This is a genomic window from Pseudoalteromonas sp. BZA4 (genome assembly GCF_040104395.1).
Classification (GTDB): domain Bacteria; phylum Pseudomonadota; class Gammaproteobacteria; order Enterobacterales; family Alteromonadaceae; genus Pseudoalteromonas.
This window is the reverse complement of record NZ_JBECOT010000020.1, coordinates 25,443-38,616: the sequence shown is the minus strand read 5'-3', so window position 1 is coordinate 38,616 and position 13,174 is coordinate 25,443. Positions and strand designations below refer to the sequence as shown.

Annotated in this window: 9 protein-coding genes; 6 read left to right on the top strand and 3 right to left on the bottom strand. The window is 43.2% G+C overall.

Translation table 11 applies throughout. From position 1 onward, the window contains the following. Nucleotides 1–12 precede the first annotated feature (12 nt). Together ABMY41_RS10470 and gorA are read right to left on the bottom strand one after the other, a co-directional pair. Nucleotides 13–744: a glutaredoxin family protein gene (locus ABMY41_RS10470; RefSeq protein ID WP_349274634.1), complete on the bottom strand. Its 732-nt coding sequence runs from the start codon at nt 742–744 to the stop codon at nt 13–15. 183 nt (nt 745–927) lie between these two features. Beyond that, complete coding sequence (gene gorA / locus ABMY41_RS10465; protein ID WP_349274633.1) at nt 928–2,289, bottom strand: glutathione-disulfide reductase; 1,362 nt, start codon at nt 2,287–2,289, stop codon at nt 928–930. Nucleotides 2,290–2,440: 151 nt separating this feature from the next. Here gorA and prlC point away from each other — a divergent pair, with 151 nt between their 5' ends. From prlC to ABMY41_RS10440, 5 genes are all read left to right on the top strand, one after another. After that, complete coding sequence (gene prlC, locus ABMY41_RS10460; RefSeq protein ID WP_349274632.1) at nt 2,441–4,492, top strand: oligopeptidase A; 2,052 nt, start codon at nt 2,441–2,443, stop codon at nt 4,490–4,492. Between the two features lie 109 nt (nt 4,493–4,601). Continuing rightward, nucleotides 4,602–5,780 (top strand): response regulator, encoded by a 1,179-nt coding sequence (locus ABMY41_RS10455; protein WP_349274631.1) that lies wholly within the window; start codon nt 4,602–4,604, stop codon nt 5,778–5,780. Between the two features lie 43 nt (nt 5,781–5,823). Continuing rightward, a complete protein-coding gene (locus ABMY41_RS10450) occupies nt 5,824–6,579 on the top strand; it encodes a class I SAM-dependent methyltransferase (RefSeq protein ID WP_349274630.1) in 756 nt (251 codons plus the stop codon). A gap of 149 nt (nt 6,580–6,728) precedes the next feature. Next, the gene (locus ABMY41_RS10445) at nt 6,729–8,654 is read left to right on the top strand and encodes a methyl-accepting chemotaxis protein (RefSeq protein WP_349274629.1); all 1,926 of its coding nucleotides are present in this window, start codon (nt 6,729–6,731) and stop codon (nt 8,652–8,654) included. Nucleotides 8,655–8,760: 106 nt separating this feature from the next. Next, nucleotides 8,761–9,234, top strand: coding sequence for a peroxiredoxin (locus ABMY41_RS10440; RefSeq protein WP_063529354.1), 474 nt, complete (start codon nt 8,761–8,763; stop codon nt 9,232–9,234). A 74-nt stretch (nt 9,235–9,308) separates the two neighbouring features. On the opposite strand, the gene ABMY41_RS10435 is transcribed toward ABMY41_RS10440, so the two are convergent. Further along, a complete protein-coding gene (locus tag ABMY41_RS10435) occupies nt 9,309–11,444 on the bottom strand; it encodes a S8 family peptidase (RefSeq protein ID WP_349274628.1) in 2,136 nt (711 codons plus the stop codon). A gap of 323 nt (nt 11,445–11,767) precedes the next feature. Here ABMY41_RS10435 and ABMY41_RS10430 point away from each other — a divergent pair, with 323 nt between their 5' ends. Continuing rightward, complete coding sequence (locus ABMY41_RS10430; protein ID WP_349274627.1) at nt 11,768–12,952, top strand: NAD(P)/FAD-dependent oxidoreductase; 1,185 nt, start codon at nt 11,768–11,770, stop codon at nt 12,950–12,952. Nucleotides 12,953–13,174: the final 222 nt, after the last annotated feature.

Below are 13,174 nucleotides of genomic sequence, written 5' to 3'. Positions count from 1 at the left end.
CGCGTTTTTGTATTAGCTAAATAGCATCCATATACCTGCGGCAATCATAAATAGGTTCTCACTCAGAGAGATAAAGCCGAGCGGCACATTACTGTCGCCACCAACACAGGCACATTTCAGTTCTCGTTTATCGAAATACACAGCCTTAATAACCGATATCGCACCTATACCACCAATAAATAATGAAAATGGTGCAACAGCTAAGGCGGGTAATTTAGCCACCATACCTATCGCTACATACGCCTCGATAAATGGATAAACATAGGCGTAGGGCACGACACGCATGGCCAATAGGTCATAGGTGATAAATGAGTTAGAAAAGCTGAATAAATCTTGCAGCTTTTGTATCGCTAATACCGCCATTGATAATGCCACGAACAGCATCAGATTTTGCATAGAAAATAACGCTTCACCGCTGGCATAAGTAAAACCGCAGCTTAGTAACATGGTCACTGCAAAAATCGCTAATACAGGGGTGTAACTAGTACCTTGCTGACCTGCCTCGGGCAGATTAAAAAAGTCGCGCAAATCATCGTAACCGCCAATGCGTTTATCATTGATAAAGGTTTGTGGTGTGGTTTTTACATCATGCTGCTGTTTGAATTCGTCAGTTTGCTCACGGCTGGTTAAATGACGATCATCAACATCGTAACCATGACGCTCTAATAAATCTTTTGATTTTAAACCGAATGGGCAAATATGCTCATCGGTCACCATACGATATAAAATTGCAGACTTAGACACAGTGCCTCCTTGTAAAAATGCCTTGAGTACTGCGTAAAAGTTACTCAATTACACAGTAAACAAGGGCAAATTCTTGCTATAACTGGTTACTTTATTAACAGTTACAAGGTTTGTGCCAGCTTTAAGCATAAAAAAACCTTGTGGCAGCACCACAAGGTTTTAAAATTGACTCGCAACGTGAGTTTATCTCATCGTTACAAACTCTTCTGAGCCAGTTGGGTGAATAGCCACAACTGCATCAAAGTCTGCTTTGGTTGCGCCCATCTTCATTGCAACAGCAAAACCTTGGATCATTTCATCGACGGTAAAGCCAATGCCGTGTAAGCCAACAACTTTTTCGTCTTCGCCAGCACACACTAGCATCATGTTACATGCTTGACGGTGCTGAGTAACTGCTGTGTACATTGCTGCAAAGCTTGATTTATATACTTTAACGTTATCGCTGCCGTATTGATCAATCGCTTGCTGCTCTGTTAAACCAATTGTGCCGATTGGTGGATGGCTGAATACCACTGTAGGTACTAGCTCGTAATCCATTTTTAAATCATCAGGTAATTCTTTATTGAATAAACGCTCTGATAGAGTACGACCCGCTTTAACGGCTACTGGCGTAAGTTCAATACCGTTTTCGATGATATCGCCAACTGCATATACATTTTCAGCTGTGGTGTTTTGGAATTCGTCTACTTTAACGTAACCGCTTTCAGTTACTTCAACACCTGCCGCTGCAAGATTGATCTTGTCAGTTGTAGGTGTACGGCCAATTGCCCAAATAACTTCATCAACGTTTTGGCTGTGACCATTTTCAAAGTGAATTGTTAAGCTACCATCGCTTTCTTTAACCACTTCTTTTGGTGTGCACTCAGTGTGAAGAGTCGGGCCTTCTTTTGCCATGATATCGACAAGCGTATCAACAATGTATGGGTCAAAAGTACGAAGTGGTTTGTTTTTACGAACAAACAGATGTGTTTCTGTACCAAGGCTATGAAGTACACCTGCGATTTCAACGGCAATGTAACCAGCACCAACCACTGCAACACGCTTAGGCTGTGCGTCTAGCTCAAAGAAGCCATTTGAATCAATACCAAGCTCAGCGCCTGGGATGTTAGGAATAGTAGGGCGACCACCAACAGCAACAAGGATATGGTCTGCCGTGTATAGCTCACCGTTAACTTCAACTGTTTTGTTATCAACAAACTTAGCAAAGCCATTGATTACAGTTACACCATTGCTAGATAAGTACTTGTTGTAACCTTGGTGAATACGGCCAATATACGCTTCGCGGCTTTCAACTAATTTAGCCCAGCTAAAGCTTTTTAATTCAACATCAAAGCCGTAGTCAGGTGCATATGCGTTAATTGCTTCAGCAATTTGTGCGCCGTGCCACATAACTTTCTTTGGAACACAACCCACGTTTACACAGGTGCCACCCATGTGTTTTGCTTCAATAAGAGCGACTTTTGCGCCACGCATTGCTGCACGGTTTGCAGAGGCAATACCGCCACTACCACCACCAATTGCAATGTAATCAAAATGCTGAGCCATAGTTTGTCCTCAAAAATAGATAGTTTTTTATAAATTAATCGATTTAGCAATAAGTTGATAATAGCATAATAAAGACCAAGGTTAAGCCCCTTGTATTTCATCAATTCGCCCCAACTTCAAAATCATCTTCGCATAAAATTTGAGAACGAAAATGACAATTGCAGAAAATAACCCACTCATTGGTTTAGAAGGGCTTCCGCCGTTTTCTAAAATTAAACCAGCACACGTAGTGCCAGCATTAAAATCAGCGATTGCTGAGTGTCGTACCAAAATAGATGAGGTACTGGCAACTAAATCATACACATGGAATGATTTGGTGCTTCCGCTTGAAGAAGCTGATGACAAGTTATCACGCTTATTTTCACCGGTATCACATATGAATTCTGTCGTTAATAACGACGAGCTACGTGAAGCCTATGAGCAATGTTTGCCGTTGTTATCTGAGTATTCAACGTTTGTTGGTCAGCATCAAGGTTTATACGATGCTTACAACGAGCTTCACAACAGTGACGAATTTAAAACACTAACGATTGCCCAGCAAAAAACCATTACTAATGCACTGCGTGATTTTGAGCTATCTGGTATTGCTTTAAAGCCTGAGCAACAAAAGCGTTATGGCGAAATCAGTGCGCGTTTATCTGAGCTGGCCTCTAAGTTTGGTAATAATGTCATGGATGCCACACTCGCTTGGCAAAAGCACATTACAGATGAAAGCGAACTGGCTGGTTTACCAGAGTCTGCGTTAGCCCTAGGTGCTGATACAGCTAAAAGCAAAGAGCTAGATGGCTGGGTATTCACGTTAGATTTTCCATCTTACTTACCAATCATGACTTATGCTGATAACCGCGAGTTACGTGAAGAGTTTTACACTGCGTTTGTGACGCGTGCATCTGATCAAGGCCCTAATGCCGGTGAGTTTGATAACTCTGCCATTATGAGCGAAGAGCTTGCCCTTCGTCATGAACTTGCCGAGTTACTTGGCTTTAACAGCTACGCTGATATGTCATTGGCGACTAAAATGGCAGAAACGCCAGAGCAAGTTTTCTCATTCTTAGAAGATTTAGCAGCTAAGTCTAAACCACAAGCTGAGCAAGAGCTTGCTGAGTTAACAGCCTACGCAAAAGACAAGCACGGTGTGACTGAGCTTGCTGCATGGGACTACGCTTATTACGGCGAAAAACTTAAGCAAGAGAAGTACGCGATTTCTGATGAAGTACTGCGCCCATATTTCCCTGCCAATAAAGTTTTAAGTGGCTTATTCACTACTGTAAATCGTTTATTTGGTATTAGCGTAAAAGAAGTCACAGAGTTTGATACTTACCACCCTGATGTACGTTTTTTCGAAATTTACGATAGCAGCAATACTTTACGTGGTCGCTTTTATCTAGATTTATACGCCCGTGATCGCAAACGCGGCGGCGCGTGGATGGATGACTGCATGGGTCGTAAAGTACGTGCTAACGGCGAATTACAAACCCCTGTTGCGTACTTAGTGTGTAACTTTAATAAAGCTGTGGGTGATAAGCCTGCTTTGTTTACGCATAACGAAGTGACTACGTTATTCCATGAATTTGGTCATGGTATTCACCATATGTTGACACAAGTTGATGCTGCGCCAGTTGCAGGTATTAACGGTGTTGCATGGGATGCGGTTGAGTTACCAAGCCAGTTCCTTGAAAACTGGTGCTACGAAGAAGAAGCGCTGAACTTTATTTCGGGCCATTACGAAACAGATGAGCCGTTACCAAAAGAGTTATTAGATAAACTCCTAGCGGCGAAGAACTTCCAATCAGGTATGCAAATGCTGCGTCAGCTTGAGTTCTCGTTGTTTGACTTTACTATTCACCATACTTACAAAGCGGGTGAGCCATGTAACATTCAAGCAACTCTTGATGATGTGCGCAGTAAAACGGCCGTTGTTAAAGCGCCTGCATTTAACCGCTTTCAGCATGGCTTTAGCCACATTTTTGCGGGCGGTTACAGCGCAGGTTATTACTCTTACAAGTGGGCTGAAGTACTTTCGGCTGATGCGTTTTCTAAATTTGAAGAAGAAGGCATCTTTAATCCAGCAACGGGCGAAGCTTTCTTAAAGAACATTTTAGAGAAAGGGGGCAGTGAAGAGCCAATGGAGCTATTTAAAAAGTTCCGTGGACGCGAACCACAAGTTGATGCACTACTTAGACATAGCGGCATTGCTGCATAATAAAGTTTGTTGATCTAAAGCGCCGTAAGGCGCTTTTTTTATTAATATTTCTTCGCAAAATCACGCTCTCGTACTATCCTTCTTAAAAAAGAGTTTATAGGAATTAAGCATGTCAAAACTTGTATTAGCCATTGATGATGATAAATATATCCATCATGTGATTGAGGAATCGCTATCGGGCTTTTGCACACTGATCCATGCTAAAAATGGCGACGAAGGATTAAGACAGGCGTTAAAGTACAACCCTGATATCATCTTACTAGATATCGAAATGCCGGGTAAAACGGGCTTTGAGGTATGTAACGAATTAAAAGCTAACCCGCAAACAAAAGACACGCCTGTGATGTTTTTATCGGGTAAAGCTGACCTACCAGACCGTGTAAAAGGTTATAACGCAGGTGCTGCTGATTACATTGTAAAACCATTTAATGCTGAAGAACTCATGGCACGTATTCGCGTGTTATATCAATATCGTCAGCACTCTAAAAAGCTTAAAAGTGATGTAGAGCGAGCGCAAATCACTGCCGAAATCGCGATGACAGACTCAGGTGATATGGGTCGCATAATGCGCTACGTTGGGCAAAGCTATCATGCACACGATATCAAAGCGTTATCTGAGCATATGTTTGAGTTTTTTAATCCGATGGAGCTCGATGTCGTACTGGCGTTTTGGTATCAAGATGTTGGCGTATTTTGTAGTGCTGAGGGTGGGGTGTGCCCACTTGAGCAAGAGCTGCTCGAAAAACACCGTGATGCAAATCGTTTTGTTGATTTTAGCCATCGTACTATTATTAATTACCCTAAAGTGTCGATGCTGATCAAAAACATGCCACTTGATGATGCCCAGCTTTATGGTCGTTATAAAGATCTATTCCCGCATATTCTTGAGGTGACTAACGCCAAAGTACAAGACATGGAAAACAATGAGCGGGCACTGACTCAGGCGCAGCAAATTGGTAACTCGTTTAATGAGCTATCTGATCAAATGTACCAAAACAGTGATTCGCGCGAACATGCTGTAGATAAATTTGCCGCTCAACTTGATGAGCTAAACAAGTCTATTGAGCAAAGTGGTTTATCGGGCAGCGATGAAGTCGCATTTCACTTGCAGCAATTAAAGCAAACTCAGCTGATTTTTACCTCACTGAATGAAGACTTATCGTTTATAAAGTTTCAGCTAAAACATATTATCGAATCGCGTAGTGAGCTTTTAGCGAGCTTACAAAAAATGGCTGAGCCGAGTGAGACCGAAGATGTGACCTCACAAACGGATATCGAGCTATTTTAAGCCATGCTATACTGGCGGCGAATAATATAGCTCGGAGTTTTGCGTGGTAATTCATTGTCCTTTTAAAGAAATGCGTCCTTATTTAGATGCGATTGAACAGCGTTTTGGTTTGGCTAAGTGGGCTGAGCAAAATGCAGGCTTTTCGCTTCATTATGACGACCAAGGTCTTAGCCTGAAGAAAAAGGACGAGCCAAAGCTTGGTGCTATTCATGTTGATTTTGTAACGGGTGCTGCAGCTCATCGACGCAAGTTTGGTGGTGGTAAAGGGCAGGCAATAGCTAAGGCTGTAGGGTTAAACAAAGGTGCCACGCCTGTGGTGCTTGATGCCACTGCAGGCCTAGGCCGCGATGGCTTTGTACTGGCATCACTAGGCTGTAAAGTGATTTTGCATGAACGCCACCCTGTAGTTGCTGCGCTATTATTTGATGGCCTAGAACGCGCCTATAACGATGCTGAAATTGGCCCTTGGATGAAAGAAAACATGAGTCTAGTGTTTGGCTCAAGCCATACTTTACTAGCGCAGTGTAGTGATACTCCTGATGTTGTGTACTTAGATCCTATGTTTCCTCATCGTGAAAAATCAGCCCTCGTTAAAAAAGAAATGCGAGTATTCCAAGAACTCGTCGGTGCAGACAGCGATGCTGATGATTTATTAGAATTTGCTTATCCACTTGCCAGTAAGCGAGTCGTTGTTAAGCGCCCTGATTACGCCCCATTTCTAAATGACAAAACCCCGAGTATGCAAATCAAAACCAAGAAGAACCGCTTTGATGTATACGTAAAAGCTGCAATGGTCTGATACCATCCGCAATATTAAGCGAATTGGTATTTATTTAACCCTTTTGGGTTAGTTGATATCGCTTTTACTTGTTATTTTTTACGGTTTACATCAAATTGTCATAAAAGGTTAATATTCTACGCGCGTAACGTTACTTGGGAATATCGTTTATGCGCGTGTCATCATTTACTCGGCTATTGGCCGTTTTACTCACACTCGCCAGTATCTTACTGGCAGCCACTCTGTTCTGGGCTAGTCAAACCTTACTCGGCTTAGAGCAGCAAGATAACGCTTATAATAAGCTTAAAAACACCATCATTATTGATTTAAAAAGTTACCTTGATGATTATTTAGAGCAAGGTGACAGCCAACACTTAAATAAAGCCTCAACGCTGATAAGCGATGTTAAAAAGCAGCATTTAGCTGAGCTACCTAAAGATCTAGCGGGTCAACTAAATAGCCAACTGACGGCCCTTGATAAAGACATTAATGGTAAGTATCGCGCTTTAGGTAAGCTATCGGGTAACGAAATGGCACTGCTCGATAACTCGTTAAGACAAATGGCAGGCTCTGCTTCATCGTTAATTGGCTATGCAAGTAAAGCACAGCCGCAAACAGCGCTTGCGCTTGAATATTATCAACTTGCTGCTGACTACTACAGCGAAGTGACATCACTTGCTTTATATACTTACAAGTTAGTGATCAACTTTGATCAAGACACTAAAAACAGCCTTAATCAAAGTGTTGAAAACTTAAATGCCCTTGCTACTAAAATCGACAGACTCGAAAACCTAGGTGTAATGAGTGAAGTGGATGAAGACGCTTTATTTTTTGGCGAAGAAGCAGAAGATTTAGCCGGTGATATTAAAGCAGAGCTAACAAGCTGGCCTAAACGTTTCCCTCGTGATTTAGCATCAACACTTGAGCAAGCTGAGCAACGACAAACCGGTATGCAAGCACTGCGCGAACAAATCGGCGCGTTGTCTGCAACGGTGCTCGGTGCAGAGCAAAAACTAAAAGATGAACAAAGCCAGCTTAAGCAACAAGTGTTTATCGTGTTTTGTGTCGCTATTGGCATGCTGGTGGTTTTAGCGGCGGGTGTGTATTTCGTACAGCGTAACCAAGTGCTTAACCCACTGCGCCAATTGCGTGATGGCTTTGCCTTCTTGATTGAAAGTAATGAGCTTAAAAACATTGAGAGTAAAAACCCGAAAACCGAAGTTGGTGAAATTGCTCATTACTTTAATCAATTAATTGAACGCCAGCGTGGTGAGGCAGAAGAGCGAGCACAAATGCTTAAGGTTATTAATGATTTTATGCTAGAAATGAGCGAGCACTTACATACCATTGCTCAGCAAACGGATGCCAGCCACTCTCAGGTTGAACAAAACCAAGGTTTACTTACTGATATTCAACACATTGGTGAGCAGGTCAATAACATTAATGGTCAAGTTGCTGATAACGCCAAACAAACCTTTGGTGCGATGGAGCAGAGCTTAGGCTTTGCCGAGAGCATGTTAACCGCAAGCTCTCGCACTGAAGAGCGCGTTGAGCAAGGTCTAGATAGCTTAAAAGAGCTATTAAAAGGCGTTGATGATGTTGGCCAAGTTATTGAGGTGATCAAAAACATTGCTGAGCAAACAAATCTACTGGCATTGAATGCGGCGATTGAGTCGGCACGTGCAGGTGAGCATGGTCGAGGCTTTGCGGTTGTCGCTGACGAAGTACGAAAGCTTGCCAGACAAACACAAGGCTCGCTTGATGATATCAATAATCAGCTAAACCGCCTAAGTGAAAACTCAACCATGGTATCAGAGCAAATTAGTGCACTGGCTACCGATGCCGAGCTACAAACACAAAATGCTCAAGAGCTTAAACGTAATTCAGAAGGCGTTGCCGATAACGCGCAAGATGCTAATAAAGTCGCGTTTGATGCTATGGAGCTTGCTAAACAGCAAAATGCCTTACTCGAAAACTTTAGCCAATCAATGCAGAGCATGAAAGGGCAGGTAAGTGAGTCGAACTCACTGGTTAGTGATATTCAGCATCGCCTACAAGAGCAAATGCACACCATTAAAACCAGCTTAGGTTTATAACTCTTCAAGGGGCGAGCAATGGTTTGCATTGTTTGCCCTTAAATCATGCGGTATTCAATTTTTTGGGTATATACTCTGTACTCTTATTTTCTTTCAAGGAATCACGATGATCGAACAAGGCCAAACTTTACCTGCAGCAACCCTTAGCGAATTAACCAGCGAGGGCATGCAAACTCTATCAACAGAGGCATTATTTGCAGATAAAAAAGTGGTGCTATTTGCGGTGCCAGGTGCATTTACGCCAACCTGTTCAAATGCCCACTTACCAGAGTTTATTACGCTAGCCGATAAAATTACCGCGAAAGGCGTTGATGCAATTTACTGCGTATCGGTGAACGATGCATTTGTAATGAAAGCATGGGGTGAAGCTCATAACGCTGAGCATATTCGTATGTTAGCCGATGGTGATGCAAGCTTTACTAAAGCACTTGGTCTAGATAAAGACACAGCTGGCTTTGGTGGCGTACGTTCAAAGCGTTATGCGATGATCGTTGAAAACCAAACAGTAACAGGGCTGTTTGTTGAACAAGACAAAGAGTTTGTAGTAAGCCGCGCTGAAGCTGTGCTTGAAAAGCTTTAATTTCAATATAAATACAAAAAAGCCGGACGTAAGTCCGGCTGAAAGTCCCAGGGGGGTACTGGGGAGATCAACTATTAAGGTTGATACTGTGCATCCAATGTTACACCAGAGAAAGTACGGTAAGCATTTAAGCTTAAGTGCCACGTACCTGCTTGTGGATTACTGAATGTACATGTTTCTGCGTTACCGTTTTTGTACGGACGACAGTCATAGCTAGATGACGTTGGTTGGCTACCAAACTTAACGAATAAGTCAGCATCACCTGAACCACCAGACGTCGTAACAGTGAAGCTTGCCATACCTGCTGGTACTTCTAGCGTGTAATGTTTCCATTGACCAGCACTTGCAGAGATATCAGTCACTGTACCGCCACCTGCTTGTGGTGAACCTGAGCCTGAACCACCGCCAGAAGTTGTTAAATCACCCACAAGGCTAACACCTGAGTATGCAGAGTAACCATTGAGCATTACATGGTAAGTGCCTGCTGTTGGGTTATCGATAGAGCATACTTCGTTGTTACCGCCTTTATACGGGCGACAATCATAGGTTGACGTTGTTGGTGCGCTACCTGCACGAACGTAAAGGTCAGCATCACCTGTACCGCCACTCATTGTGAAGGTTACGTTAGTCGCACCTGTTGGCACTTCCATTGTGTAGAAAGTTTGGCTGCTAGCAGAGCCACTTAAACCAGTTAGTGCTTGACCATCTTCTAATACGTTACCCGTTGGTGGTGGCGGTGTTGTGCCTGAGGCTGCTGCAACAGCGGCTGCCGCATCAACAATACCTGTACCACAGCTTGTACATGTTGCCGGGAAAGAACGAGTTGTTGATTTTAAGATGCTTTCGATTTCATCTGGCGTTGCAGATGGTTTAGCTTGCTTGATTAGCGCTGCTACACCCGCAACATGTGGTGCTGCCATCGATGTACCTTGCGAGTAGTGATATGAATCGCTGCTTGGGCTTGTAGAGCCTGAGTTGTGTGTTGATAATACACCTTCAGAGTCATTAGCAAAGCTTTGTGCGCCACCCGGTGCTGCAACGTCAATGTTGCTACCGTAGTTTGAGTAGTAAGCACGACCACCGTTACGACCAACTGATGCAACGTTTACAACGCCATTACAGTTACCTGGGTTGTAGTTTGCAGAGTTATCGTTATCGTTACCCGCAGCGATTACGATCACAGTGCCGTTGTTTCGTGCTTGGTTGATAGCGCTTTGTGTTGTAGAGCTACATGAACCGCTACCACCTAAACTCATGTTGATAACATCAGCAGGGTTAGCATTTGCTGGTACGCCAGAAACTGAACCACCTGAAGCCCAGATAATACCGTCAGCGATATCAGAAGTTAAACCACCACATTTACCAAGTACACGTACTGGAACAACTTTTGAGTTGTAAGCAACACCGGCAACACCTTCACCGTTGTTAGTCACTGCTGCAACAGTACCCGCAACGTGCGTACCGTGCCAGCTTGAGTTTTGCGCACCATGTGTGTAACCACATTCGTTAGCGCTGATTGCATCACCTGGATCGCGTGCATCGCTATCACGACCACCACCATCGTTAGCTACAGACACATTAGAGATCATGTCATAGCCAGGAAGAATGTTGGCATTTAAATCAACATGAGGACGGTAACCAGTATCAAGTACCGCAACAACTACACCGCTACCCGTTGCTGTATCCCAAGCCGTAGGAAGGTTAAGTCCACCCGCTTGCTCGTAGTAGTGCCATTGGTCGTCATAACGTGGGTCGTTAGGCGTTGCAAATGGCTTTAACATTTGGTCGATTTCGATGTATTCAACGTTACCTGATGCAACCATCTCTTGCATGAATTCTTGTGCTTCTTGAGCAGAAAGTTTTTTATCAGCACGCATTACGTGGTGATTACTCATCGCCATTGCACGAACATATTGTGCTTTTACTTTACCTTTTTTACTGGTGAAGTTTTTAACAAAGCCTTTTGCTTTTTTGTTCATCATAGTCGGCGTTTGTTCTGCTGCCGACATTGTCATCATTTCATCACTGTTGTTTTTATACTTGATGATGAATTGTGTACCAAAGCCTTCTTGGCCTTGTAATTTCGCTGCAGTTTCCTGCATAGATGGTGACATTAGTTGGTTTGGAGTAGCCATTGCTGCCGTCGTCCCAAACAACGCAGTCAAGCTCAGTGCAATTGCGCACTTCTTCAAGTTGTTGTTAGTTGTCATAATGATCCCTAGATTGTTATGTAAATCTCCACGATATTTTTCGCGAAGGGGGACAAAGGTAAAATAAATGTAAATATAGTTAAAATATCGTTTTATTATGATTGTCTCTATTTTGGTTATAACTAAGTGTATAGACGTCTAAACTAGTCTTTTTATGGTGTTTTTTAGTTGTTTTCTCATAATAAAGTTATAATTTTGCGGTTTTGAGTTTTTACTTTATTTCGTTTTTTGGTTTTATCTTTTTTGTAAAAACACCACTGTGTTAACACAGCAGCGACAATAACTTGTTATAATCAGCTAAATTTTTTTAGTGAGTATGAGTAATGACCCAAGTAGATGTTATTGTGATTGGCGCTGGTGCCGCAGGTTTGATGTGTGCTGCACAAGCAGGCTATCGTGGTCGCAATGTTACTGTGCTTGATATGGGCAAAAAGCCGGGCCGTAAAATATTAATCAGCGGCGGCGGGCGTTGTAACTTCACCAATGAAAACGCAAGCCCAGACAACTACTTGTGTGGCAACCCTCACTTTGTAAAATCGTGTTTAAGCCGTTATACCCAGCATGACTTTATAGAGCTGGTGGACCGTCACGGCTTGGCCTATCACCATAAAACGCTGGGCCAGTTATTTTGTGATAACAGCGCACAAGATATCGTCGACATTCTTTTAACTGAGTGTGAGTGGGCGGGGGTTAACATAGCGCTGCGTAACGAAGTACTCAGCGTGACAAAAACCGATGCGGGTTATGAAGTTATTACCGAGCAAGACAGCTATCAATGTGAGTCGTTAGTTGTCGCATCGGGCGGATTAACCATGCCTAAGCTTGGGGCATCACCAATTGGTTATAAAATTGCCGAGCAATTTGGTTTAACAGTGCTGCCAACCATGGCGGCATTAGTGCCATTTACGTTACACCAGCATGATAAAGATCGCTTTGATGGGTTATCGGGGATCAGCATTCCTTGTCTGGTTACCAGTGAAGGTGGCACCCAGTTTAAAGAAAACATCTTGTTTACTCACCGCGGCCTTTCGGGCCCAGCTATTTTACAAATCAGCTCTTTTTGGCGTGCAGGGCAAACTGTGTACATCAACTTGTTACCCGAGAGCGATTTAAAACAGCAGCTTGAGCAGTGGCGTCAAAGCCAAGGGCAAAAGTCACTAAAAAATACCCTTGCGACAATTTTACCAAAACGCTTTGTTGAAATGCTGCACGACACGAAAGCGATCCCAGATTGCAATGTAAACCAACTAAGCCATGCACAAATCGACGCATTACATGACTACATTCACAATTGGCAAATTAAACCCAACGGCACAGAGGGTTACAGAACAGCCGAAGTCACGCTTGGCGGTGTAGACACCGACGAGTTAAGCTCAAAAACCTTCGAAGCGAAAAAGTCACCGGGCCTCTATTTCATCGGCGAAGTCACCGACGTCACCGGTTGGCTAGGCGGCTATAACTTCCAATACGCCTGGAGCTGCGGCTTTGCAGCAGGGCAGTATTGTTGATTTGAGTTACTAACAGTTAGTTGCGAGCTGCTAGTTTCTAGGGGAAAGATGTTAGTGGTCAAGCCATAGGAGCTAGGCTTTAGGAACTAGGTGCTAGGTTAGCACTTGCTTGTAGGTCGTGCTTTAGCGCGTTTTTTATGACGCCATAAATGAAGACCTACATAATTGAGCTTACAACTCTCCGCTTAAAGCTAACTTCCGATTTATAGTCTATTATTTCAT